At 61.0% G+C, this 24533-nt stretch carries 27 protein-coding genes and 1 pseudogene; 15 read left to right on the top strand and 13 right to left on the bottom strand.

All coding sequences use genetic code 11. The features are described from left to right. Window positions 1-8: 8 nt before the first annotated feature. Together PHF15_RS05860 and PHF15_RS05855 are read left to right on the top strand one after the other, a co-directional pair. Window positions 9-140, top strand: a complete 132-nt coding sequence (locus PHF15_RS05860; RefSeq protein ID WP_366520582.1) for a type II toxin-antitoxin system RelE/ParE family toxin — start codon at window positions 9-11, stop codon at window positions 138-140. Continuing rightward, window positions 133-441, top strand: coding sequence for a helix-turn-helix transcriptional regulator (locus tag PHF15_RS05855; RefSeq protein ID WP_300119676.1), 309 nt, complete (start codon window positions 133-135; stop codon window positions 439-441). The genes PHF15_RS05860 and PHF15_RS05855 overlap by 8 nt, the downstream gene beginning before the upstream one ends. 119 nt (window positions 442-560) lie before the next feature. Here PHF15_RS05855 and PHF15_RS05850 read toward each other — a convergent pair whose 3' ends face one another. Next, window positions 561-1307: an NYN domain-containing protein gene (locus PHF15_RS05850; RefSeq protein WP_300119675.1), complete on the bottom strand. Its 747-nt coding sequence runs from the start codon at window positions 1305-1307 to the stop codon at window positions 561-563. Window positions 1308-1395: 88 nt separating this feature from the next. On the opposite strand from PHF15_RS05850, the gene PHF15_RS05845 reads away from it, so the two are divergent. The 7 genes and pseudogenes from PHF15_RS05845 to PHF15_RS05820 all read left to right on the top strand — a co-directional run bounded on the left by PHF15_RS05845 (window position 1396) and on the right by PHF15_RS05820 (window position 6477). Beyond that, the gene (locus PHF15_RS05845) at window positions 1396-1716 is read left to right on the top strand and encodes a type II toxin-antitoxin system RelE/ParE family toxin (RefSeq protein ID WP_300119673.1); all 321 of its coding nucleotides are present in this window, start codon (window positions 1396-1398) and stop codon (window positions 1714-1716) included. Further along, window positions 1709-2026: a helix-turn-helix domain-containing protein gene (locus PHF15_RS05840; RefSeq protein WP_300119671.1), complete on the top strand. Its 318-nt coding sequence runs from the start codon at window positions 1709-1711 to the stop codon at window positions 2024-2026. Before PHF15_RS05845 ends, PHF15_RS05840 begins: the two co-directional genes overlap by 8 nt. A 145-nt stretch (window positions 2027-2171) precedes the next feature. Continuing rightward, a complete protein-coding gene (locus tag PHF15_RS05835; protein ID WP_300119669.1) occupies window positions 2172-5018 on the top strand; it encodes a DNA methyltransferase in 2847 nt (948 codons plus the stop codon). Between the two features lie 19 nt (window positions 5019-5037). Continuing rightward, a pseudogene (locus tag PHF15_RS16960) lies at window positions 5038-5088 on the top strand (hypothetical protein); the annotation flags it as partial. A gap of 59 nt (window positions 5089-5147) precedes the next feature. Then, entirely contained in the window at window positions 5148-5588 is a 441-nt protein-coding gene (locus PHF15_RS05830; protein ID WP_300119667.1) for a VOC family protein, read from the top strand. A gap of 19 nt (window positions 5589-5607) precedes the next feature. Then, window positions 5608-6030, top strand: a complete 423-nt coding sequence (locus PHF15_RS05825; protein WP_300119666.1) for a YciI family protein — start codon at window positions 5608-5610, stop codon at window positions 6028-6030. 36 nt (window positions 6031-6066) lie between these two features. Next, window positions 6067-6477, top strand: coding sequence for a VOC family protein (locus tag PHF15_RS05820; RefSeq protein ID WP_300119665.1), 411 nt, complete (start codon window positions 6067-6069; stop codon window positions 6475-6477). 71 nt (window positions 6478-6548) lie between these two features. On the opposite strand, the gene PHF15_RS05815 is transcribed toward PHF15_RS05820, so the two are convergent. Further along, window positions 6549-7472 (bottom strand): M14 family metallocarboxypeptidase, encoded by a 924-nt coding sequence (locus PHF15_RS05815; RefSeq protein ID WP_300119664.1) that lies wholly within the window; start codon window positions 7470-7472, stop codon window positions 6549-6551. A 133-nt stretch (window positions 7473-7605) separates the two neighbouring features. Here PHF15_RS05815 and PHF15_RS05810 point away from each other — a divergent pair, with 133 nt between their 5' ends. The 3 genes from PHF15_RS05810 (at window position 7606) to PHF15_RS05800 (ending at window position 9104) form a co-directional block, all read left to right on the top strand. After that, on the top strand, window positions 7606-7884 hold the full coding sequence (locus PHF15_RS05810) for a DUF427 domain-containing protein (protein ID WP_300119663.1): 279 nt from the start codon (window positions 7606-7608) through the stop codon (window positions 7882-7884). Then, a complete protein-coding gene (locus PHF15_RS05805) occupies window positions 7881-8780 on the top strand; it encodes a radical SAM protein (RefSeq protein ID WP_300119662.1) in 900 nt (299 codons plus the stop codon). Before PHF15_RS05810 ends, PHF15_RS05805 begins: the two co-directional genes overlap by 4 nt. Before the next feature lie 75 nt (window positions 8781-8855). Then, window positions 8856-9104 (top strand): hypothetical protein, encoded by a 249-nt coding sequence (locus PHF15_RS05800; RefSeq protein ID WP_300119660.1) that lies wholly within the window; start codon window positions 8856-8858, stop codon window positions 9102-9104. Here the strand turns inward: PHF15_RS05800 and PHF15_RS05795 are convergent. From PHF15_RS05795 to murJ, 5 genes are read right to left on the bottom strand one after another with little or no spacing between them, the layout of a single operon-like run. Next, a complete protein-coding gene (locus PHF15_RS05795; protein ID WP_300119659.1) occupies window positions 9094-9711 on the bottom strand; it encodes a 3'-5' exonuclease in 618 nt (205 codons plus the stop codon). The two genes, PHF15_RS05800 and PHF15_RS05795, sit on opposite strands and share 11 nt — an antisense overlap. A gap of 60 nt (window positions 9712-9771) precedes the next feature. Then, window positions 9772-11217, bottom strand: coding sequence for an amidase (locus PHF15_RS05790; RefSeq protein ID WP_300119658.1), 1446 nt, complete (start codon window positions 11215-11217; stop codon window positions 9772-9774). Between the two features lie 30 nt (window positions 11218-11247). After that, on the bottom strand, window positions 11248-11796 hold the full coding sequence (locus PHF15_RS05785; RefSeq protein WP_300119656.1) for a peroxiredoxin-like family protein: 549 nt from the start codon (window positions 11794-11796) through the stop codon (window positions 11248-11250). 50 nt (window positions 11797-11846) lie between these two features. Beyond that, on the bottom strand, window positions 11847-12698 hold the full coding sequence (locus tag PHF15_RS05780; protein WP_300119654.1) for a tetratricopeptide repeat protein: 852 nt from the start codon (window positions 12696-12698) through the stop codon (window positions 11847-11849). Between the two features lie 12 nt (window positions 12699-12710). Further along, window positions 12711-14276, bottom strand: a complete 1566-nt coding sequence (gene murJ / locus PHF15_RS05775; protein WP_300119653.1) for a murein biosynthesis integral membrane protein MurJ — start codon at window positions 14274-14276, stop codon at window positions 12711-12713. A 279-nt stretch (window positions 14277-14555) separates the two neighbouring features. On the opposite strand from murJ, the gene PHF15_RS05770 reads away from it, so the two are divergent. From PHF15_RS05770 to PHF15_RS05760, 3 genes are read left to right on the top strand one after another with little or no spacing between them, the layout of a single operon-like run. Continuing rightward, window positions 14556-14939 carry a hypothetical protein gene (locus PHF15_RS05770; protein WP_300119651.1) on the top strand — a complete coding sequence of 128 codons (384 nt, stop codon included), beginning with the start codon at window positions 14556-14558 and terminating at the stop codon, window positions 14937-14939. Continuing rightward, complete coding sequence (locus tag PHF15_RS05765; RefSeq protein ID WP_300119649.1) at window positions 14940-15488, top strand: RNA polymerase sigma factor; 549 nt, start codon at window positions 14940-14942, stop codon at window positions 15486-15488. A gap of 12 nt (window positions 15489-15500) precedes the next feature. Beyond that, window positions 15501-16328 carry an anti-sigma factor gene (locus PHF15_RS05760; protein WP_300119648.1) on the top strand — a complete coding sequence of 276 codons (828 nt, stop codon included), beginning with the start codon at window positions 15501-15503 and terminating at the stop codon, window positions 16326-16328. Here PHF15_RS05760 and PHF15_RS05755 read toward each other — a convergent pair. The 6 genes from PHF15_RS05755 to infB are packed head-to-tail and all read right to left on the bottom strand — an operon-like array spanning window position 16325 to window position 24483. Further along, window positions 16325-17428, bottom strand: a complete 1104-nt coding sequence (locus PHF15_RS05755) for an enoyl-CoA hydratase/isomerase family protein (protein WP_300119647.1) — start codon at window positions 17426-17428, stop codon at window positions 16325-16327. The two genes, PHF15_RS05760 and PHF15_RS05755, sit on opposite strands and share 4 nt — an antisense overlap. Next, entirely contained in the window at window positions 17425-18309 is an 885-nt protein-coding gene (locus PHF15_RS05750; RefSeq protein WP_300119646.1) for a DMT family transporter, read from the bottom strand. Before PHF15_RS05750 ends, PHF15_RS05755 begins: the two co-directional genes overlap by 4 nt. Beyond that, the gene (typA, locus tag PHF15_RS05745; RefSeq protein WP_300119644.1) at window positions 18310-20139 is read right to left on the bottom strand and encodes a translational GTPase TypA; all 1830 of its coding nucleotides are present in this window, start codon (window positions 20137-20139) and stop codon (window positions 18310-18312) included. Window positions 20140-20157: 18 nt separating this feature from the next. Next, window positions 20158-21159 (bottom strand): tRNA pseudouridine(55) synthase TruB, encoded by a 1002-nt coding sequence (gene truB, locus PHF15_RS05740; protein WP_300119643.1) that lies wholly within the window; start codon window positions 21157-21159, stop codon window positions 20158-20160. Between the two features lie 4 nt (window positions 21160-21163). Next, window positions 21164-21532, bottom strand: coding sequence for a 30S ribosome-binding factor RbfA (gene rbfA / locus PHF15_RS05735; RefSeq protein WP_296542054.1), 369 nt, complete (start codon window positions 21530-21532; stop codon window positions 21164-21166). A gap of 17 nt (window positions 21533-21549) precedes the next feature. Further along, window positions 21550-24483 (bottom strand): translation initiation factor IF-2, encoded by a 2934-nt coding sequence (gene infB / locus PHF15_RS05730; protein WP_300119641.1) that lies wholly within the window; start codon window positions 24481-24483, stop codon window positions 21550-21552. Window positions 24484-24533: the final 50 nt, after the last annotated feature.

Here is a 24533-nt window from a genome sequence, read left to right as displayed (position 1 = left end):
ATTGGGGCGTGGTTTATTGCACGCAGGTGGGCAAATCTATTGCAGTGGTGCTGCACTCGTTCGTGAAAAAGACCCAAGAAACTCCAGACGCAGAGCTGCGCCTGGCCCGTAAACGCTTAAAGGATGTGCAACATGGCTAAAACCGGTTATCAACCCGTTCCGCATGACGCGACGTTCCGCAAGACGCTGCTAGCCAAACCCGGCGTAAAAGAGGCATTCGATGCCTTGGAGGAGGAATACACCGCGCTGCACACCATGCTGGAAGCCCGCCAAACGGCAGGTCTGACTCAAGCCGAGGTCGCCAGTCGCATGGGCACCACCGTGTCAGCGGTGTCCCGGCTCGAAGCATCACTGCGCAGTGAAAAACACTCCCCGTCTTTCGCCACACTGCGCAAATACGCGCAAGCCTGCGGCAAGAAGCTGGTGATTCAGATGGTTTGAATTTGCTCCATATTCAATAGCTTCTTTCGCACTATGCATAAGGCTAGAGGCCAATTTGACACATCAATCCAAGGCATCGTCAAGCTTCAACCCACGCCACGACTGACGCACAGGGCTCATCAGGCTTTCGCACCAGCCACTTTGCGCCGCACATGCAAATGCGTCTGCACCGCATCCCCCTCGCCGCTCTTGACTTCTTTCACTTCCAGATACGCCGATTGCTGACGGATCAGTTCACCCAGTTTGGCAAATTTGTAATTGCGCGGGTCGAATGACGGGTGGCTGCGGTTGATCTGGCTGCCCAGGGCTGACAGCGTGGTCCAGCCGTCTTCGCGGGCGATGGCATTCAATGCGTTCAGGATCATCGGCTTGAGCTTGGGTAACTCGGCCACCGACTCCTGGCCGGGTTTGGTTTCTTCGGGCTCGGTGCGCAAAATCTCGGTGTAGATGAACTTGTCGCACGCGGCCACAAAGGGTTCTGGCGTTTTGCGTTCACCAAAGCCGTAGACCAGCAGCCCGGCTTCGCGGATGCGGGTGGCCAGGCGGGTGAAGTCGCTGTCGCTGCTCACCAGACAAAAGCCGTCCACACTGCCCGCGTGCAGCACGTCCATGGCATCAATGATCAAGGCCGAGTCAGTGGCGTTTTTGCCGCTGGTGTAGGCAAACTGCTGTATTGGCTGGATGGCCATGGTGTGCAGCACATCTTTCCAACCCTTGAGGTTGGTGGTGGTCCAGTCGCCATAGGCGCGTTTGATGGTGGCTGTGCCGTAGCGCGACACCTCAGCCAGCAGTTCCTGGATGACGGATGCCTGCGCGTTGTCAGCGTCTATCAAGACGGCGAGTTTTTGGTTGTCGTTGGTTGCCATTGGGAATCCTCCTTGTGTTGACGCTATCGTACAAGCTTGTTGGGGAAAATGATGAGTTACTACGGCAAAGCCGTATAATTGACTCACCATGCTGACCATCGTCGAAACCCCACTTTTTCAGGGTCTGTGGCCCGACTATTGGAATGAAGACGAAAGAGGCGAATTTGCAAGCTGGCTGGCCCATGCGCCAGACGCAGGCGATGTGGTGCCAGGATCAGGTGGTGTTCGCAAAGTGCGTTGGTCACGCAAAGGCACCGGTAAGCGCGGTGGCGTGCGTGTGGTGTATTTCAACAGGCTGGCAAATGGTGAAATATGGTTGCTGTTGATCTACGCCAAAAGCGCCCGTGACAACGTGCCAACGGATGTGCTGAAACAGCTCAAGCAGGAGATTGAAAATGCCCATGACTGAAAAACAATTGCTCGCCCGCGACGCCAAACGCGACATCGGTGCCGAGCTCCTTCTGTCGGTGCGCCAAATGAAAGCAGGCAAAGGCAAAGTGGTTGCCAGCATCGAAGTGCCTGCTGTCACGCTAGCCCGCATGAAATCGGGCTTGTCCCAACTGGAGTTTGCCAACTTGTTGGGCGTATCCGTTCGCACACTGCAGGACTGGGAACAAGGCCGCCGACAACCCTCTGGCGCCGCGCGCACGTTGATCACCATTGCCGAGCAACAGCCTAGGGTGTTGAAACAGGTATTCAGTAACCTGGCATCGGCATGACTACCCTCGTGGGGTCGCACTTGGCGAATGACCGGCTGACAGCCTGCCGACGTGGTGAGTTTTGGGGAATCACATTGGACGATGTGATCGTCTGGCACCACTGATCGATCTGGTCGCCCTCGCAATTAAAAAAATAGGCTGGCCCATGCCCCTCTCCTGGAACGAAATCAAATCCCGCGCGCTTACCTTCAGCCGCACCTGGTCTGACGCGGCCAATGAGGACAGCCAGGGCAAGCCGTTCTGGATTGATTTTTTCGAGATCTTCGGCATCACCGACAAGCGCGTGGCCACCTTTGAGCACGCGGTCAAAAAGCTGCCCGGCCTCAAGGCCAAGACCGATGGTTTTGTCGATCTGTTCTGGCCCGGCATGTTGCTGGTGGAACAAAAGTCGCGCGGCAAAAATCTGGACGCGGCACTCACGCAGGCACTGTCCTACTTTCCCGGTATCGCCGAGCGCGACTTGCCCCAGTTGGTCATCGTTTGTGACTTTGCACGTTTTCGCGTGCACCGTCTCACCACCAACGAGACCTTTGAATTTGCCCTGAAAGACCTGCACAAACACATCAAGCTGTTCGGCTTTGTGGCGGGTTACAAGGTGCAGACCATCCAGCCGCAAAACCCGGTCAACATCAAGGCTGCCGAGCGCATGGGGCGCCTGCACGACGCCCTCAAGGCCAGTGGTTACAGCGGCCACCCGCTCGAAGTGCTGCTGGTGCGCCTGCTGTTTTGCCTGTTTGCCGACGACACCGGCATTTTTCAGCCGGCGCAGTCGTTGCGCACCTTCATCGAAGAGCGCACCGCAGCGGATGGCTCCGACCTGGGTTCGCGTCTGGCGCAACTGTTTCAAGTGCTCAATACCGACGAGCCCAAGCGCAGCCAGGCGCTCGACGAACAGGTGGCCGCGTTCCCGTATGTGAACGGCAAGCTGTTTTCCGAGCCGCTGCCCATGGCCGACTTCACCGCTGCCATGCGCGAGGCGCTGCTCGATGCCTGCGCGCTGGACTGGTCATCGATCAGCCCGGCCATTTTTGGCAGCCTGTTCCAGAGCATCATGGACGACAAGGCGCGGCGCAACTTGGGCGCGCATTACACGTCCGAGGAAAACATCCTCAAGCTGATCAAGCCGTTGTTTCTGGATGAGTTGTGGGCAGAATTTGCCAAGGTCAAAAACAACAAGAACCGGCTGTTCGAGTTCCACAAAAAGCTGCGCACCCTCACCTTTTTTGACCCAGCATGTGGCTGTGGAAATTTTTTGGTGATCAGCTACCGCGAGTTGCGTGAGCTTGAATTGGCCGTGCTGCGCGCCAGCATTACCGACGGGCAAATGGGGCTGGACATTCATGGCCTGATTGGCATCAATGTCGATCAGTTTTACGGCATCGAGATCGAAGAGTTCCCGGCCCAGATTGCCCAGGTGGCGCTGTGGCTGATGGATCACCAGATGAACCTGCGCGTGAGCGAAGAATTCGGCCTGTACTTTGCCCGCATTCCGCTGCGCACCTCGCCGCACATCGTGCACGGCAATGCGCTGCGTCTGGACTGGAACGAGGTGATTCCGGCTGAGCGCTGCAGTTTTGTGCTGGGGAATCCGCCGTTTGTGGGCGCCAAGTTCATGGACGATAGCCAGCGTGAAGACACCCAACTGGTCTTTGCAGGCGTTGGCAACGCGGGTTTGCTGGACTTTGTGGCGGCCTGGTATGTGAAGGCGGCGCATTACCTGCGTGGTGATGTGCTGGCGAGTGCTGCGGCGCCGGCAAATACCCGGTGTGCCTTCGTTTCCACCAACAGCATCACGCAAGGCGAACAGGTCGGCGTGTTGTGGGGCTGGCTGCTGGCGCAAGGTGTGCACATTCACTTCGCGCACCGCACCTTCAGCTGGAGCAACGAGGCTTCTGGCAAGGCCGCCGTGCATTGCGTGATCATTGGGTTTGGGCTGCAAGACCTGCCGGGCAAAGTGATTTTTGAATACGACGACATCCGGGGCGAGCCGCATGCTGTCCAAGTCGCCAATATCAACCCGTATTTGGTTGACGCGCCTGATGTGGTGTTGCCGCGTCGATCCAAACCGATTTGCGATGTGCCAGAAATCGGCATTGGCAACAAACCCATTGACGACGGTAATTACCTTTTCACCACGGAAGAGAAGCTAGCATTTATCGCTGAAGAACCGGCCAGCGAAAAATGGTTTCGCCGCTGGCTGGGTTCGATTGAATTCATCAATGGCTACGAACGTTGGTGCTTGTGGTTGGGCGACTGCCTTCCTGGCGAATTGCGCGCCATGCCGCAAGCCATGAAGCGAGTGCAGGCGGTCAAGGCTGCCCGGCTAAACAGCAAGAGTCTGCCCACGCAAAAGCTGGCTGCCACACCGACACGTTTTCATGTGGAAAACATGCCAACCACGCCTTATTTGGTGATGCCTGAAGTCTCGTCAGAGCGTCGGCTATTCATTCCCTTTGGTTTTGAGCAGCCAGCCACCTTATGCAGCAATCTGGTCAAACTCGCGCCCAATGCAACGTTGTTTCACTTCGGCGTCCTCTCCAGCACCATGCACAACGCCTGGGTACGAGCCACTTGTGGTCGACTCGAAAGCCGCTACCGCTATTCCAAAGACATCGTTTACAACAACTTCCCCTGGCCAGAATTTGCTTCAGTCGCCAAGACTACTGAGCCTTTAACGCCGCATCATCCATCGCAAACAGCCATTGAAGCCGCTGCGCAAACCGTGCTCGACGTACGCGCCAGATTCCAGACCGGCGATCAGCCCGCCACGCTGGCCGACCTGTACGACCCGCTCACCATGCCGCCCGAATTGCTCAAGGCGCACCTAAGATTGGATACAGCCGTGGACAAAGCCTACGAGGTCAGTGGTGGCAAGAAGCACTACAAAAGCGACGCCGAGCGCGTGGCGTTTTTGTTTGAGCTGTACCAAAAGTACACCAGCCTGCTGCCTGCTGACAAACCCAAGTCAAAACGCAAAGCCAGGCTCGTCTGACCCATAAAGGAGAGCGTGGCACGACGACCACTCGCCACCGCATATCCATGTGGAATATCAGGGTTTTTAGGCTGTGGTCAAAATTGCAACTGGTGAAGTGAGCGAAGGTGAACCTGTGAGGAGAAGTCCATGAGCACTACCACCGTTCCCATGTGTTCCGTCGTGCATTTTGAAATGCCCTACAAGGACCGCGAGCGCGCAGCGCGCTTTTACGCCGCCGCCTTTGGCTGGACCCACCAGATGCTCGGCCCCGAGATGGGCGACCACCTGCTGGTCAGCACCGCGCCGCCCGGCGCACGACCGGCCGTGCCGCCCGAAGCGGCGCTGGGCTCTATCAACGGCGGCCTGTTTCCTTTCAAGCCAGACTGGCCGATGCAGCACCCGTCGGTGGTGATTGGCGTCGAAGACATCCGCGCGGCCATGCAGCGCGTCAAGGCGGCGGGCGGTGAGGTGATCGGCGAACCCATGGCGATTCCCGGCGTGGGCGAGTACGTGGTGTTCCGCGATACCGAAGGCAACCACAACAGCATGATGCAGCCAGACATGGCGCCGCCGGCCTGCAAGACCTGAGCCACGAAGGAGAACCCCCATGCGATTCATGATCATCGTCAAATCCTGCCCCGAGTTCGAGGCCGAGGTCACGCCCGAAGCCCCCGAGGAACTGATGGCCGAGATGGCCGCCTACCATGAGGAGCTGATGCGCGCCGGCGTGCTGCTTGACGGCAGCGGCCTGCACCCCAGCCGCACCGGCTGGCGCGTGCACTATGGCCCAGAGGGCAAACGCATCGTGGACGGGCCGTTTTCCGAAGCCAAGGAACTTATCGCCGGTTACACACTGATCAAGGTGCGCAACCGCGAAGAAGCCCTGGAATGGAGCCGGCGTTTCCCCAACCCGGCCGGCAAAGGCAAAGAGGCCGTGATCGAGCTGCGCCAACTCATCGAGCTCGACGAGTTCCCGCCCAGCCAGGCGCTGGACAAGTTCAAGCAGATGGAAGCCAGCCAGAAAGCCTGAGCCTCGCGCACTCACCAACGACCAGGAGAACCCATCATGTTCCGACAAATCTTCGTCAACCTGCCCATCAAGGACATGGCCCGTTCGCAGGCCTTCTTCAAGGCCCTGGGTCTCACGTTCAACCAGCGATTCACCAACGCGCAAGGCGCCTGCCTGGAGATTGGCGAGAACTTCTACGCCATGCTGCTGGTGGAGCCCTTCTTTCAGGGCTTCACCAAAAAGCCGATCAGCGACGCCCACAAGGCCACCGAAGTCATTCTGGCGCTGTCAGTGGACAGCCGCGGCGAGGCCGAAGAAGTGGTGCGCAAGGCCGTGGCCGCCGGTGCCACCACGCCAAATGCGCCGCAGGACCACGGTTTCATGTACCAGCACGGCTTTGCCGACCTGGACGGCCACCAGTGGGAGGTGTTCTGGATGGACGAAGCGGCAGCGCCCGCACAGATGTAAAGCGCCTTCTGTTCGAAAGGTCCCCGACGCCCCACCAAAGCCTGCCACTGATGCGGGCTTGCAGCTTGCCGTCAGTGGCCGCTCTGGCAGACAAAGTCCAGCCCCGCACACACCGCTGCCACTTGCGCGCCAATACATTGCTCTGGCGTGGCACGGTGGCTGTCGGGGTAAACCTCGGTGGTGGTGGTGTAGCGCGCGCCGGTGATGCCGGCGCACAGACCCAGTTCCTTCATGGCGTAGTGAATGACACCCTGCGCCACCAGCGGTGAGCCGATGATGCCGCCTTGCGCATCCGCCGGGGCGATGTGCGTGACGCGCGCCACGGCTTCAATGATGGCCTGCTGGAACGCGGGCTGGGGGTTGGCCGCGTCGTCCACCAGGTAAAAACCGTCCGGAATGGTGCAAGGCTCACAGGGCTTGCCATCACGCGCGGCCACGGCGGGGCGGTATTCCGACGCGTCGGTGTCGGTGGTTTCGTGCAGGTCGATGTGGGCTGCAAACTGCCCGTGCAGCGGCGTCACCAGCCGCATCAGCGCGGCGGACTCCTGCGCCGGACTGACTTCGCGAAACGACCGGTTGGGGTCGATGGCGTCAAAGTTCCAGCGCTGAATGTGTTCATACGCCCAAGGGCTCACGCACGGCGCCACCAGCAGGTTCACCCGGCCGGCATAGGCGTGGGCGTGTTCGTCCACAAAGCGCAGCGCGCCGTGCACGCCGCTGGTCTCGTAGCCGTGCACACCGCCGGTGACCAGCACGGTGGGCAATTCCGGGCGCCAGTTGCGGCTGCGGATGGTCAGCAGGGGAAAACGCTCGTCCGCATAGGCCACTTCACCGTAACTCGACACGTCAAAACGCTCGGCGAAGCGCTCGATGCTGCTGAGCACATCGTCGGCATAACTGCGCTGGCGCACCTGGCGCATGCGCCATTGGGCCAGCTCTGCCGGCCCCCAAGCCTGGCCGGGGGTACCGATGGGGTAAAACTGTGAATCGCTCATGGGATGTTTGCCGGGTTGAATGCTGCGTGAAAGGAACAGGGCGATTATCTGGGTGGCGCAGGCCGACCGGCCTCACCGACTACCCGACGCTGTAACATCGCCCGGTCACTGCGCACCGGAGAAACTTTAAACCATGAAAGCAAGCTGGAACAACATCGTCATCGCCGAGAGTGACGACACCGTGCTGGTGGAAGGCAACTATTACTTTCCCGAGAGCGCGTTGAAAAAAGAGTACGTCACCTTCAGCAATCACAAAACCAGTTGCGCCTGGAAGGGCCAGGCCAGCTACTACTCGCTGCTGATCAACGGCGAGATGCTCACCGATGCCGTGTGGTACTACCCCGACCCGAAGCCCGAGGCTGACATGGTGCGCGGCCGCGTGGCGTTCGGCAATGCCATCAAGGTGGCATGAGCCAGATTTTCCCCATCCGTTATGTCGATCCGGTGTTCAGGCCGCCAAGCGAAGCCGAGTCGCTGATCCTGCCGATCACCAATGGCTGTTCGTGGAACCAGTGCACCTATTGCGAGATGTACACCGCGCCGCAAAAGAAGTTTGGCGTGCGTGACGAGCAGGAGACCCTGGACGCCATTCGCCACTGCGGTGAACAGTTCGCCGGCCAGGTGCAGCGGGTCTTTATTGGCGATGGTGATGCCATGGTGTTGTCCACCCGGCGGCTGATGACGCTGCTGACCGCCATCAAAACCCATCTGCCCAAAGTGCGGCGCATTTCCAGCTACTGCCTGCCGCGCAACCTGCGCCACAAAACGGTGCAGGAACTGCTGGAGTTGCACGCAGCGGGTTTGTCGCTGGTGTATGTGGGCGCGGAGTCCGGCGACGATGACGTGCTGCGGCACGTCAACAAGGGCGAAACTTTTGAGACCACCCGCGACGCTTTGGACAAGCTGGGCGCGGCTGGCATCACCCGCTCGGTGATGTTGCTCAACGGGCTCGGCGGCCGCCAGTTGTCGCAGCAACATGCAGCCAACTCGGCCCGCCTGGTCAACCTGACCCAGCCGGAGTTTCTGGCCACGCTGGTGGTGAGTTTTCCGCAGGGCGAAGACCGGTTTCGCCAGGGTTTTCCGCAGTGGGAACCGCTCAACCCGCAGGAGCTGTTTGCCGAAATGGCGCAGTTTCTGCGGGCGCTGGAGCTCAAGCGCACCGTTTTTCGCAGCGACCATGCCTCAAACTGGCTGGTGCTCAAGGGGATTTTGGGCGCGGAAAAAGACCGTTTGTTGCGAGAGGTCGAAAATGCCATGCATCGCCCCGAGTCTGCCAAACTGCGACCGAGCTGGCAGCGCGGGCTGTAAGCCATGCGCACGCGCCGCACTATGCCTGCCAAACCATTTCGGTTAACCTCGCCGTCTTGGCAATCAAGGAACACCATGAAAAAACTCAATGTCACCATCAAGCTGGAAATGTCGGTCCCGGACGACTGGGAACTGGCGGCAACCTCGGAGGGCGGCCACGTGTTGAAGCTGCCCAACGGTCAATTTTTGGACATCGCCATCGAGCCGCTGTTTGCCAGCGACCCCGAGGAAACCTGGAGCAGCACGGAGGACGACGACCTGCTGAACGACCTGCTCGACATGGTGGACAGCGAAGAAGTGGCCTACGAGTTCGTCACCCACTGAAGCTGGTCATCCCGGGGCTGAGCCCCAGCCCCAGCGCATCGAACACCCGGATCGCGGCATAAGCGTCGTTGGCGGCATACACCAGTTGCGCCTCGGTCAACTGGGGATTGGCCCAATTGCTGGTGGCGGCTTTTTTTGATTTGATGAAGCGCTGCTGGAACAGCACCGCCACCGCACCTTTCACCCCCATGTCCTTGCGGTAACCGCGCTCCCGGAACACGGTGTTCAGTTCCAGGATGCCGACGGGCTCCACGCCCAGTTTTTCAATAATGCGCTTGCGGTCGTCGCGCAGGCCGAAGCCGGCCTTGGCAACACCTTTCATTTGCAGCAACTCAGCCGCCACGGCGCGGCAGGTGGGGTCGTGCAACTGGAAGACCCAGGCGCGCTCAGGTGTGGACAACTGCAGGATGTGCGGCCCGTCGGACGCTTCGCCGACACGAAAGGTTGGTTTCGACTCGGTGTCAAAACCCCAGGCACGTGCAACAGCCAGCGTTGCAAAGGCGGCATGGGCCTGAGCCTCTGAAGTGACGAGCGCAATGCGATCGAGCCCCAGCCGCGCAAAGGGCGGCAGCATGGCGATGGCGTCTTTGTCAGGCGTGTGATGCATAAAAAAACTTACCCAAAGTTTATGTGCGCTACCTTGTGGATAACTGCTTGCACAAGAGTGCTAAGCCGCTCCAGATATGGCTTGGCAGCCGGTGCCCAAAAAATGACCAGTTGCTTCACTGAGGTAGCGCCAAGGCTGGCTGGCTTCTAAAGCAGCAGCGGCGCGAAAAATATCGGTTTCGTGGTGGCTTCTGGCCACTATCTGCAAACCCACCGGCAAGCCCGTCCGGGTCAAACCGGCAGGGATCGACGCCGCGGGCTGGCCGGTCAGGTTGAAAGGGTAGGTGTAGAAAACCCAGTCCACAATGTTCCGATCAGGCAACCCGGGCGGCGTGTTCAGACCGACATCAAACGCCGCACAGGGTAAAGTGGGCGTGAGCAGCAGGTCAAAGCGCTCAAAAAATAGCCGCATCTTGTCGCGCAGCTCATAGCGCCGAAACACCTGCGTGTAATACGCCTCCGAGCTTTGCGCCAAAGCGTCTTTGAGCATGTCGGCCACGGCCGGGTCCAGCAGTTCGCGCTGTTCGGCCAACTGCCTTTTGAGCCGCACCCCGACACCGGCATAAAACTCCGAAGTCCACATCGCCACCGGGTCTTCATCCAGAACTTTGTCAATTTCGACCACCTCGCAACCCAGGTCCGTGAACACGCGGGCGGCCCGCTCGGCGATGGCCACGACCTCGGGGTCCGGCCTGGCATAACCAAGTGTGCGGCTCCAGGCGATGCGCATGCCCTTGACCGGCAAGTCGCAGGCGCCAAGGTAGTCGGGCACCGGCCCGGCAACCGAGAACGGGTCGCGCAGGTCATGCCCGCTGATGACCGACAGCAACAGGGCCGCGTCGCGCACGGTGCGCGTCAACGGCCCGACATGCGCCAGCGTGGGTGTGGCGGCAACCGGGTACACCGGCACGCGGCCAAATTGGGCCTTGATGCCAAACAGGCCACACAACGAGGCCGGGATCCGGATCGAACCGCCTCCATCGGTGCCGAGGGCCAAAGGGGTGATGCCCGCTGCCACGCTGGCTGCCGCGCCGGCGCTGGAGCCACCCGGCGTCTTGCGGGTGTCCCACGGGTTGCGGGTGATACCTGTCAGCGGTGAATCGCCCACGGCTTTGCAGCCAAATTCGCTGGTGGTGGTTTTACCGATGATGCAGGCGCCGGCCGCCAGGATGCGCTCGACCGATGGCGCATTCACGCTGGCCACGTTGCCGGCCATCGCGCGCGAGCCAGAGCTGAATGGCAGGTCTTTGACCGCAATCAGATCCTTGACCGAGATCGGCAGGCCATGCAGGGGGCCGATGGGCTGGCCAGACATGACGGCTTGTTCGGCCCGCTTCGCCGCCGCCAGCGCCTGCTCCGGCGCATAGGTGGCGAAACAGTTCAACCCGGGATCGAGGCGTTCGGCCTGGGCCAGCGTGGCGTGCATCAAAGCCACCGGTGACAGCTGGCGGCTGGCGATGGCGCGCGACAATTCAAGCGCGCTTTTGAAGGCCCATTCAGCGTTCATGCCCGCTCAAGCACTGGCCGACATCAATATTTACACCTCGCCGGTGTATTCGCCGCGTGCCGGGTAGCTCTTGGCAATGGCAAAGTCGATGGCACCCAGCAAATCCTGAAACTGTGGCCTGGCAAACGGCATGGTTTGCGCCGCGCCGTAGTAGAGCGTGCCGTCCGGTCGCACGATAAAAACACCCGGCTCGCTGAATAACGCGGGTTCCTCGATGCCGATGGACGTTTTACCGCGTCCGGCACTGATGTACAGCCCCCATTGGCGCGCACTTTTCAGGCTCAGGCCATAGCCAAATGGGAGGCTTTTGGCACTGACCTTGTCGGCCATTTGCCCGGCGCGTTCCGCGTCGTCGCTGCTAACCGCCAGCAACTGCACACCGCGCTCGGCAAACTCGGGAGCCAGGCGCTCCAGTTCGATCAGGTACTTGGCACAAATAGGGCAATGCAGGCCACGGTAGAAAACCACCAGATCAAAATGTTCACCAGGGTTGGCGCCGAGCACAAAGCGCCCGCCCGTGGTCAGGGCAACGTTCAGGGCGGGCACGGGGTCGCGCGGCATCAGGGCTTGGGCAGGCATGGGAACACTCCTTGAATTGGGGCTTGGGAACAGGTCAAAACCTGCAATTCTTAATGTGTGGTGCGCCGCAACTCGGCCACCCGGTTGACAATGGCGCTGCGGTCGGCGGCCTGCTGCTCGTTGGCCAGATAGGTCTCCAGGTCTTCCAGGGCATGCCCGCGGTGCCCGGCTTCGGCATGCGCCAGACCGCGGTCACGGTACTCGGGCCAAGACTGTGGCAGCAGCACGATGAGCCGGTCGAGCACGGCAATCAGTCGCCCCCAGTCTTCCTGCGCGGCATGGACGTCCTTGAGGTTGAACAACATGCGGGCAATGATGTCGCGCGGGGGCGCCGCCTGCAGGTACAGACCCAGCGGCAGTTCCTGCTCTTCGTCAAAACCATTCAACTCCTGAAACGGCGCGAGCCGCTCGGAAAGCTCTTCGCGGCTGAGCGATTTGCCAGTCAAGGGGTCGATGACAACCTGGCCTTCGGTCAGATTGACCTTGACCATGAAGTGCCCCGGAAAACTGATGCCGCGCACCTTCAAGCCAATGCCCTGGGCCAGCTCAAGCCAGATCACAGCCAGTGAAATGGGAATGGCCAGACGCGTGCGCAGCACCACATGCACGTAGCTGTTGTCGGGGTCGATGAAGTTGTTGAAATTGCCGGCAAAGTTCAGGTCGCGATAGACAAACTGGTTCAGCACGCGCAGCCTTTGCAGCGACCCGGCGTCGGCAGGAATGCGCCGCTTCAGGCGCGCCAGCAACTGGTCCACATCGCCCAGCACCTGCTGCACGCTGAGATCGGGGTACTCGTCCTGTGCCAGGCTGATGGCGGCTTCCAGCAGCGGAAAATCAGCGTCGCTGTGCACCAGAGACGCAAAGTACTCCAGCGGGGTGGGGACGTTCAGGGACAGGTTCATGGGGCCTATTGTCTATCGTCTTAACAGCTGGCGCAGTTTCATGCCGGCTGCCCACAAGGCGACAAAGTAAATAACGCCTGAGCCAGCAAGAATCAGCGCCAGCAACCCGATCCGCTTGAAACTCTCGGCGCGCAGCGCGGTCCAGGCAAAGTGGCTGTTGGCCCAGACCAAAAACAAGCCCAGCAAGACGCAGGCCGCCAGCACCTGCAGCACAAACAGGCCCCAGCCCGGCTCGGGCTTGTAGCTGCCACGCTTCATCAAGCCCAGCAGCAGCCACAGCGCGTTGACCATGGCGCCAATGCCGATCGACAGCGTGAGCGCGGCATGGGCAAAAACAGGCACCAGCACGAGGTTGAGCAACTGGGTCAGCACCAGCACCACCACCGCCACCTTGACCGGGGTTTTGGTGTCCTGGCTGGCGTAATAGCCGGGCGCCAGCACCTTGATGGCGACAATGCCGATCAGGCCCACGCCCCAGCCCATCAGCGCGTGGGTGACCTGGCTCACGTCGAAGTCGGTCATGGCGCCATAGTGGTAGAGCACCGCCACCAGCGGCAGCGGGAATACCAGCAACGCCAGGGCGCAGGGCACGGCCAGCACCACCACCAGGCGCAGACCCCAGTCGAGCATGGCCGAGTAGCGCACCGAGTCGCCGCCGGCGCGGGCACCGGCCAGCTGCGGCATCAGCACCACGCCCATGGCCACGCCCAGCATGGCCGTGGGGAATTCCATCAGGCGGTCGGCGTAGGTGATCCAGCTGACGCTGCCCGGTGCCAGGTGCGAGGCGATCTGGGTGTTGATCAGCATCGACAGGTGTGCCACGCTGACGCCCAGCAAGGCCGGCCCCATCAGGCGGAGAATATTTTGCGTGCCACCATCGGCCCTGGCCTGCCTGATGGCCGACCAGCGCCAGTTCAGGCGGGGGCTGAGCCCCATGCGCTTCAAGGCCAGCCATTGCACCGCCAACTGCAGCACACCGCCCAGCAGCACGCCGCCCGCAAGTGCATAAATGGGTTCCAGCCCGAGCGTTTTGAACCAGGGCGCGCCCAACCAGGCGGCAAAAATCATGCAGATATTGAGCAGCACGGGGGTGGCGGCCGGCACCGCAAAACGTTTGTAGGTGTTGAGCACCCCTGCGCCCAGCGCCACCAGCGACATGAAAGCGATGTAGGGAAACATCCAGCGTGTCAACACCACCGCCGCCTCAAAACCGCGCGGGTCCTGCTGCATGCCGCTGGCCATGGCCCACACCAGCCCGGCCGCACCCAGCACACCGAGCACGCTCAAGCCCAGCAAGGCCCAGGCCAGCACCGTGGCCACCCGGTCGATCAGCAGCCGGGTGGCGGCGTCACCCTGTTGTTCCTTGGAGGCGGCCAGCACCGGCACAAAGGCCTGGCTGAAAGCCCCTTCACCAAAGAAGCGCCGAAACAGATTGGGAATGCGAAACGCCACGTTGAAGGCGTCGGTCATGCTGGATGCGCCAAAGGTGGAAGCAATCAGCAGCTCGCGCACCAGCCCGGTGATGCGTGACAGCAGCGTCAGGCCCGAGACCACCGAGGCCGATTTGAACAGGCTCACAGCGCCACCACCCGGCTCTGCCAGACCATCTTTTCAACAGTCACCACCGCCCGGTTCACCAAGACGCGGCCCGCCAGCACATCGCAACCGGGTGGCAGTCAATTAAAACGGATTTTTGGACGGTGTTCATAGAGAATGCGGGGTTCGCGCGGATTGTAGTCACGCCATGAAAATCCCGATGCGATTATTTATTTGGACGCCGATGGAATAAAACCGCTGAGCGAAGTGTTCATGGGCATGCAGACACTTGTTTGCTTATCCCCAACTTTGGAGTTCACCATGAGATTCAATTCATCCGCGTTTTCCTTGACCTCTGTCGCCGTGGTCTTGTTGACGGCCTGCGCCTCGGTGGCTGCGGCGCCCGTCACGGTTGCCAATGGCGTGCTGGTCGGCCCCAACGGCATGACGCTCTACACCTTTGACAAGGACGCGGCTGGCAGCGGCAAGTCCGTCTGCAACGGCCCCTGCGCCGCCAATTGGCCACCACTTGCCGCCGCCACGGGCGAGATGGCCAGTGGCGACTTCAGCATCATCACACGCGACGACGGCAGCAAACAATGGGCGGTCAAGGGCAAGCCGGTCTATTACTGGTCCAAGGACAGCAAGCCCGGCGACAAGACCGGCGATGGCTTCAACAAGGTCTGGCAAGTCGCCAAACCCTGAATGAGCCGAGAACTCATCGTTGCCCAGATTCCCGCCCTGCGCCGGTATGCGCGGGCGCTCACGGGGGATACCTGGGCGGCTGATGACCTGGTGCAGGACACGCTGGAGCGTGCCTGCAACAAATGGCGCTTGTGGCTGGTGGGTACCAACTTGCGCGCCTGGCTGTTCAGTGTGATGCACAACCTGTTTGTCAACCAGTTGCGCCAGTCACCCGGCGGCCGGCAAACGGCGCTGCTTGACATCGACGATCTGGCCGATGAACTGCCGGCGCCCGCGTCGCATCCCGATCTGGCGCTCGACCTGCAACGTTGTCTGCTGCGCCTGCCACCGGAGCAGCGCGAAATCTTGCTGCTGGTGTGCATGGAGGACATGACTTATGCCGAGGTTGCCAAGGTCACCGGCGTTCCGCTGGGAACCGTGATGTCGCGCCTGTCGCGTGCCAGAGCCCGTTTGCAGGCCATGCTGGATGAACCCGCGCGTTTGCCCGCAGAAGGGGCCGCTGGTCACGCGCCGACCATCCGCCCGATGACGCTTCACCGTTTGAAATAAGCACACCCCACCATGAATCGCACGCCTGACCGCCCCTTGTCTGACGATGAACTCCACGCCTTGGTAGATGGACAGGGATCGCCCGACGCTCTGGCCGCGCTGCGGACGAGGCTGGCAGATGAACCTGACGCCCAAGCCAGGCTGACGCAGTGGCAGCACCAGCGTGACACCTTGCAGCGCCTGCATGCCCAGGTTCTGGCTGAGGCGGTACCGCACACTCTGCTTCAGGCTGCACAGGCTGGCGACGCCTTCCGTACAACGGGAAGCCACTGGTGGCGTTATGGCGGCATGGCTGCCAGTGTGCTCTTGGCATTTGGTGCCGGTTGGTTGGCCAACGCCAACTGGCAGGAAATGGGGGGGCCTGAAACCACGCTACCCAGCATGGCGAGCGCAAAACCTGAGCGTGAATTTGTGCATCAGGCGGTACTGGCCCACACTGTTTATGCGCCAGAGGTTCGCCACCCGGTAGAAGTCACCGCGCTGGAGCAAGCACATTTGGTGCAGTGGCTGTCCAAGCGTCTTGGCAAACCGCTCAAGGTGCCAGATTTGACAGCACAGGGCTTTGATTTGGTGGGGGGGCGGCTGTTGCCCGGCGAAGCTGGCGCGCGCGCGCAGTTCATGTTTGAAAACGCGGCGGGGCAGCGCGTGACGCTTTATCTGGGCGCCATGGACAAGTCAGCCGTGGGCGCGGCAAGCCAGGAAACCGGATTCCGGTTCGAGCCCCAGGCAGGAATACCCAGCTTCTATTGGGTGGACCAGGGCTTCGGTTATGCACTGGCTGGCCAGTTGCCACACGCGTCACTGATGGCGCTGGCGCAGGCGGTTTACCACCAGCTTTAATCCGTTGGGGTCAGCGCCCGCAGCGGGTGGCTGTGCGCCGGCCATGGGCTGTCAAAAAAGGGAGCCACCATGTCGGCGGTCACGTCTTCGATGCGCGCGGGCTTCCACTTGGGCGCATTGTCCTTGTCGATGACCAGCGCGCGAATGCCTTCCGAGACCTCGGTCTGGCGAGTGCCGCGCCCCAGATGTCGTGGGAAAAAACAATGGCGCATCATGTCGCGCTCCATGCGCAAGTCCTGCGCGAGCGTGAGAGAGCGCGCCCGGCGAATGTGTTCCAGCGCCACATGCATCATCAGCGGCGAGCGCTGGCGCAACTGGGTGGCGGTGTGCCGGGCCCAGTCGGAGGCATCGGCTTCTAGCGCATGCACTATTGCGCTCACCGAACCCAGCGAGAAAGAAGCGTCGATCCGGCGCTTGTCGCAGGTCATGGCAGCCGTCTCAAGGCATGAAAACTCAGCCAGCCAGGCCGCCGTCTGATCCGCATCCATCAAATCGATGCGGACCAGCGCGTCCCAGGCTTGCGGCAGGCGTCGGGCATCCAGACAATGGTCCGCCAGCCCAAGCCCGATCGCGTCTGCCGCGCCCAAACTGGTTCCGGTCAGGGCCAGCCACTCACCCGCGAAACCAGGACAACGGCTCAAAAAATAGCCGCCACCCACATCAGGAAACAGCCCGATGGCAGTCTCGGGCATGGCCAGTTTGCTGTGCGCTGTCACCAGTCGCAGCGATGCCCCCTGGCTAATGCCCATGCCGCCGCCCATCACCACGCCGTCCATAAAGGCGACAAGGGGTTTGGGGTAACTGTGAATCAGGTGGTTGAGGGTGTATTCCTCGGTAAAAAAGTCTTCGGGTGCCGGGTCGCCGGACATCAGGGCCTGGTAAAAAAAGCGGATGTCGCCACCGGCGCAAAAGGCACCGAACGGCCCGCTCTTGTTGCTGCCACGTAGCGCGACTGCGTTGACCTGCTCATCCTCGCGCCAGGCCAGCAGGCACAGCGTCAAGTCCCGGATCATGGGCAGCGTGAGCGCATTGAGCGTCCGGGGCCGGTTCAGGGTGATGCACCCCAGCCGGCCACGCACCTCGCACAGCACGTCACTCATGGCATCACCGCCCTGCCCCGCCAAGCCAATGCTTCATTGACCACCAGGGCACCAATCACCAGCGTGCCGCCTGTCAGCACCTCGTGCGTTGGAACCTCACCGGCCCCCAGCCAAACCAGCAGGATGCCAAAGATGATTTCGAGCAAGCCCAGCAGCGCCACTTCGGGTGCCTTCAAGACCCGCGCGCACACCACCACCAGCACGCAGGGAATCGCCAACTGGCCCAACCCCAGACCAAACAGCAGCGACAAATCGTGGACCGACGCTTGAAAGGGCCAGGCCAGCGGCAGCGTGACCAGAGCCGACAGCGCCGCGCCTACCAGCACGGCAGGAATCAGATCGATGTTCTTGCCTTGCGCATGGGCGTGCTGGGTGATGGTCCAGTTGGCAGCGCCTGCCATCGGCACACAGAGCGACACCAGGGTGCCGGCCAGGCTGATGCCCTGGCCCAACTGACTGGCATACATATAGGCAATGCCACCACCCGCCACCACGATCGCCAGCCAGGTGCGCAGCGCAATGCGGTGGCCGAGAAAAAAGCGCGACGCGAGGGCAGTCAGCAACGGGCTCAATGCCATGGTGACCAGCACATTGGCCACCGTGGTGAGCATGATGGCCACCATGAAAAATGTCATCATGCCGCACCAGCACAAGCCGGACAGCCACAAGGCTGAGCCAGCATGGCGCATGCGGCCAAAAACGGCGCGCCCCTTGAACAGCGGCAGCATCACCAGCAGGCACAGCATGGTGAAAAAGCTGCGCCAGAAAGTCACCTCGAACTTCTGCGCGTGCTCCAGATGGCGCGTGACCACGCCGGCGGTGGACCACATCAGGGTCACCGCCACCATCAGCCAGACGGCGCGGTTATGCGAGAGCTTCAATTAGCAGTTGCGGCCGGCTTTTTTGCGCTCATGCTCTGACAGGTGGCGTTTGCGCAGGCGAATCGACTTGGGCGTGATTTCGACCAGCTCGTCGTCCTCGATGAATTCCACACCGTATTCCAGCGTCAACTGGATCGGCGGCGTGATCTTGATCGCGTCTTCCTTGCCGCTGACGCGGAAGTTGGTGAGCTGTTTGGTGCGCGTGGCGTTGACCACCAGGTCGTTGTCACGGTTGTGGATGCCCACAATCATGCCTTCATAGACCGGGTCATTGGCCGTGACAAACATGCGGCCTCGGTCGTCGAGCTTGCCCAGCGCATAGTTGAAGATTTCACCGGCGTCCATGGAGATCAGCACACCATTTTTGCGGCCGCCAATCTCGCCCTTGTGCGGCTCGTAGCTGTCAAAGATGTTGGAGATCAGGCCAGAGCCGCGCGTCAGGTTCATGAATTCATTGGTGAAACCGATCAGGCCACGCGCCGGAATGCGGTATTCCAGACGAACACGGCCACGGCCGTCCGATTCCATGTTGATCAGGTCGGCCTTGCGCTCGCCCAAGGCCTGCATGACGCCGCCCTGGTGCTGCTCTTCGATGTCGGCGGTGACCATTTCAATGGGCTCGTAACGCACGCCGTCGATATCCTTGAACACCACTCGCGGCTTGGAAACAGCCAGTTCGTAGCCTTCACGACGCATGTTTTCCAGCAGAATGGTCAGGTGCAGTTCACCGCGGCCCATGACTTCGAAGATGCCTTCTTCGTCGGTTTCCTTGACGCGCAAGGCCACGTTGTGCTGCAGTTCTTTTTGCAGACGGTCCCATATCTGGCGACTGGTGACAAACTTGCCCTCACGACCGGCCAGCGGGCTGGTGTTGACGCAAAAGTTCATGGTCAGGGTCGGCTCATCGACCTTGAGCATGGGCAGCGGCATCGGATTGGTCGGATCGGTGATCGTCACGCCTATGCCAATATCAGTCAGGCCGTTGATCAGCACAATTTCGCCCGGGCCGGCCTCGGTGGCCTGCATGCGCTCAAGGCCCTCGAAGGTCAACACCTGGTTGACACGGCCTTTGACCGCCTTGCCATCCAGGCCTTCCATGACGACCACGTCCATCATCGGCCTGATGGTGCCCTGGCTGATACGGCCCACGCCAATGCGACCGACAAAGGTGGAGAAGTCGAGCGCCGAAATTTGCAGTTGCAGCGGCGCTGCCGGGTCGCCCTGCTGATGCGGTACATGGTCAAGAATGGTGTCGAACAGGGCCGACATGTCGGGACCCCATTGTTCGCCCTGGCCACCCTCTTCCATCGACGACCAGCCGTTGATGCCCGAGGCGTACACCACGGGGAAATCGAGCTGTTCATCGGTCGCGCCGAGCTTGTCAAACAAATCAAAGGCGGCATCCACCACAAACTGGGGACGCGCACCGGGCTTGTCCACCTTGTTCACCACCAGGATCGGCTTCAGGCCCAGGGCCAGTGCCTTCTTGGTCACAAAACGGGTCTGCGGCATGGGGCCTTCCTGCGCGTCAATGAGCAGCACCACGCCGTCCACCATGCTCAGGGCACGTTCCACTTCACCACCGAAGTCGGCGTGGCCGGGGGTGTCCACGATGTTGATGTGCGTGTCTTTCCAGGTCACGGCACAGTTCTTGGCCAGAATCGTGATGCCACGTTCTTTTTCGATCGCGTCGTTGTCCATCACGGTGTCAACCACCTTTTCGTGCTGGGCAAAGGTGCCCGACTGGCGCAGCAACTGGTCCACCATGGTGGTTTTGCCATGGTCAACGTGGGCGATGATGGCGATGTTTCGGATTTGTTTATTGGACATGGTTCACTTTCTCTTAAATTAATTCAGGACAGCGCACCCTGCGCTCACATCTGTCCCAGCATCTTTCACACTCGTATTCAAACTTTTCATTTGCGCAATTTCGGGCGGGCTCAAGAGCCGACCAGGAATCAATTCACCCGACTTGACGTGCGCGGTACCCAGCAAGCTGGCATCCTCGCTGGCATACACCGCCACCTGCGCCACATCTGGCCAGTCGCCACGGCGACGCAGGCCTGAAAGAAAACGCCCTGCATTTTCCGTGTCCAGTGTGACCACTGTGTGCTCACCCAGCAGAGAATTCACCGGCAACAGGCAGGCCAGGCGCTGGTCTTCACTCATGGCTTGCAGCGCCTCCAGCGTGACACACTGCTCCACGCCGTAGCCACCCGTGGCGATACGGCGCAGCGCACTCAAATGCGCGCCGCAACCCAGGGCCTCGCCGATGTCTTCGCCCAGCGTGCGGATGTACGTTCCCTTGCTGCACTTGGCCACCAGCTTGATGCTTGCCTGCACTGTTTCCACTGACTCCAGCGTCAGTTGCAATTCATGAATCCTGACCTCCCGCGAGGCCCGTTCCACTTCTATCCCGGCGCGCGCATATTCGTACAGCGCCTTGCCGTATTTCTTCAAGGCGCTGTGCATCGGCGGCACCTGGCTGATCGGCCCGGTAAACAGTGCCTGCACCCGCCTCACATCTTCTTCGCTGACCGTTACCGGCCGGGTTTCGATCACATCACCTTCGGCATCACCGGTGCTGGTCTTGACGCCAAGGCTCAGCACCGCCTCATAAGTTTTGTCAGCATCCAACTGCAACTGACTGAACTTGGTCGCTGCTCCGAAACACAGCGGCAACACCCCCGTGGCCAGCGGATCGAGCGTGCCGGTGTGGCCCGCTTTTTCGGCGCGCAACAGCGATTTCACCTTTTGCAGCGCATCATTGCTGGACCAGCCCAAGGGCTTGTCAAGCAACAGCACCCCATGCACGGGGCGCCTGGCAACCCGTGCACGCGGCGCATTCATCGGTTTAGTCTTCCTTGGCCCGCGAGGCGACAGCGCGCGCAATCAGGGCATTCATGTCGGCGGCGCGCTCGGGGGTCTGGTCGAAAATGAAATGCAGCGTAGGCACGGTGTGGATGTGCAGCCGCTTGAAAAGGCCGGCGCGCAAAAAGCCGGCGGCCTGGTTCAAACCCTCGGTACAAGCCTTCACGTCACCTGCCAGCAGGCTGAAATACACCTTGGCATGGGCGTAGTCTGGCGTCACCTCGACGCCCTGAATGGTGACCATGCCGACCCGCGGGTCCTTCAGCTCGCGCGCAATCAATTCGGTCAGATCACGCTGGATCTGATCGGCGACCTTGAAGGCGCGGTTGGGCGTGGCAGATTTTTTATGCACAGGTCAGTCCCGGTGAATCACAGCGTACGCGCCACTTCGCGGATCTCGAAGAACTCCAGCACATCACCCACTTCGATGTCGTTGTAGTTCTTGATGTTCAAGCCGCAATCGAAGCCTTCGCGCACCTCCTTGGCGTCGTCCTTGAAGCGCTTGAGCGATTCGAGTTCGCCGGTCATCACCACCATGTTCTGGCGCAATAGGCGCAAGCGCGCGCTGCGACGCACCACACCTGCGGTGACCATACAGCCGGCAATGGAGCCGATCTTGGACACCTTGAAAATCTGGCGAATTTCGGCGGTACCAATGACTTCTTCCTTCTTGTCCGGTGTCAGCATGCCCGACATGGCCAGCTTGAGCTCATCAACGGCGTCGTAAATGATGTCGTAGTAACGGATATCGACACCGTTGTTCTCGGCCAGCTTGCGGGCACCGGCATCGGCGCGGGTGTTGAAGCCGATGATGACGGCCTTGGACGCAATCGCCAGGTTGACATCGGACTCGCTGATGGCGCCCACGGCGGCATAGACCAATTGCACCTTGATCTCGTCGGTGGAGAGTTTGAGCAGGGACTGCGACAAGGCCTCCTGCGAGCCCTGAACGTCGGCCTTGACAATGATCGGCACCATCGTGACCTCGCCCGCAGTCATGTCGGTGAACATGTTCTCGAGCTTGGCGGCCTGCTGCTTGGCCAGCTTGGTGTGACGGAACTTGCCAGCACGGTAGGTCGCGATTTCACGGGCCCGACGCTCGTCTGAGAGCACCATGAATTCATCACCGGCTTGCGGCACTTCGGTCAGACCCTGAATTTCCACCGGAATCGACGGACCCGCTGTTTTGACGGGTTTGCCGTTTTCGTCGAGCATGGCGCGCACACGGCCAAAAGTCTGGCCGGCCAGCACCACATCACCGGTTTTCAAGGTGCCGGATTGCACCAGCACAGTGGCTACCGGGCCGCGGCCCTTGTCGAGTTGCGCCTCAATCACCAAGCCCTTGGCCATGGCGTCAACAGGCGCCTTCAACTCCAGAACTTCGGCCTGCAAAAGCACCTGTTCGAGCAAGGCATCAATGCCCTGGCCGGTTTTGGCCGACACTGAGACAAACGGTGAGCTACCGCCAAATTCCTCGGGAATCACGTCTTCCACCACCAGCTCGTTCTTGACGCGCTCGGGGCTGGCGTCGGGCTTGTCCACCTTGGTGATGGCCACCACGATCGGCACCCCGGCCGCCTTGGCGTGTTTGATGGCTTCCCTGGTTTGCGGCATGACGCCGTCGTCGGCCGCCACCACCAGAATCACGATGTCGGTGGCCTGCGCACCACGGGCCCGCATGGCGGTAAACGCTTCGTGGCCGGGGGTATCGAGGAACGACACCACGCCGCGCTCGGTTTCCACATGGTAGGCGCCAATGTGCTGGGTAATGCCACCGGCTTCGCCCGAGGCCACCTTGGTGCGGCGAATGTAGTCCAGCAAGGACGTCTTGCCGTGGTCCACGTGGCCCATGACGGTCACCACGGGGGCGCGCGGCAAGGACTCTGCCTGCTGTTGCGACACTTCGTCATCGGTGAAGGCTTCCGGGTCGTCAAGCGCCGCCACAACGGCCTTGTGACCCATTTCCTCGACCAGAATCATGGCCGTGTCCTGATCCAGCGGCTGGTTGATGGTGACCATCTGACCCAGTTTCATCAGGTGCTTGATCACCTCGGAGGCCTTGACTGCCATCTTGTGGGCCAGTTCAGCCACCGTGATGGTTTCCGGCACGTGCACTTCGAGCACGCGCACTTCCACCGGCGCTGCCTGATGGTGATCTTCATGGCCGCGGTCGTTGCTGCCACGGCGGCCGCGCGGCCCGCCGCGCCAGTTGCCGCCGCGACCGGCGCCAGCACCGGTGTCGCCGCGGGTTGGAATGCCTTTTTTCTTGGCCGGGTCGCCCGCCCAACTGCTGGAGAGCTTGGCCGATTTGACCTCTTTGCCAGCACCCGCAGCCGCACCAGCGGTGGTCGCAGCGGCTGCTGGGGATTTGCCCGTCGGGCTGCCCGCGGGTTTGTGCAACGTGCCTTTGATGCCTGCCTTGGCCGCCTCGGCGGATTTGGCCGCCGGTTTGGGTTCTTCTTTCTTGGGCGGCAATTTTTTGCCCGGCTGCGACATCATCAAGCGGATGGCAGCCGCCTCGGACTCGGCTACTTGACGACGTGCATTCAAGTCCACCGCGCGGGCCTGCTCTTCGGCCAGCATGTTCTTGGAGTCAAGCGCAGCCTTTTCCCGGGCTTGCAACTTCAATTGCTCTTGAGCTTCCTTGTTGGCCTCAACCTGTGCTGCAGCGGCCTCCCTGGCAGCTTGCAGGCTGCTATCGATCACCGCTTCAGCAGCTGCCGCGGTCGGCGCCTGCTCGTTTTGCTGTTGCGCCAGCGCGCGCTCTGCAGTTGCTTCAGCGGCCGCGCGATCAGCGGCATCGCGGGCAAGTGCTTCCTGCGCCTCACGTTGACGACGACGCTCGGCCAGTTCTTCTTCCTGGCGGCGGATCAACTCGGCCTGGCGGCGAGCTTCCTCTTCACGACGTGCCAACTCGGCATGGTCGATCTGCAGCGTTGCCGGGTGCTGCGCGTCTTGATCAACCGCATCTTCCGGCGCCGCCGGGGTGGTTTCAGTGCTTTCGTCACGGCGCACAAAAGTGCGTTTTTTACGCACTTCCACCTGGATGGTGCGCGCCTTGCCGGTGGCATCGGCCTGCTTGATCTCGGTGGTCGATTTTTTGACCAGGGTGATCTTTTTACGCTCGCCCGTATTGGTACCGTGGCTGAGCTGCAAAAAACTCAACAGACGTTGCTTGTCAGATTCTGTGAGCTTGTCAGATGCGGCCGACTTGGCAACACCTGCCGACTTCAGTTGCTCAAGCAACGTGTCGGGGGATTTCTTGAGTTCACTGGCAAACTCGGCGACGGTCATACTGGACATTTTTTGGCTAACCTTTGATTCAGACGTCGATGCCCGCGGGCATGAACGTC

Source organism: Rhodoferax sp. (assembly GCF_028689295.1).
Classification (GTDB): domain Bacteria; phylum Pseudomonadota; class Gammaproteobacteria; order Burkholderiales; family Burkholderiaceae_C; genus Rhodoferax.
Note: the sequence above shows the minus strand (reverse complement) of the source record. Positions and strands in the feature narration are given on the sequence as shown.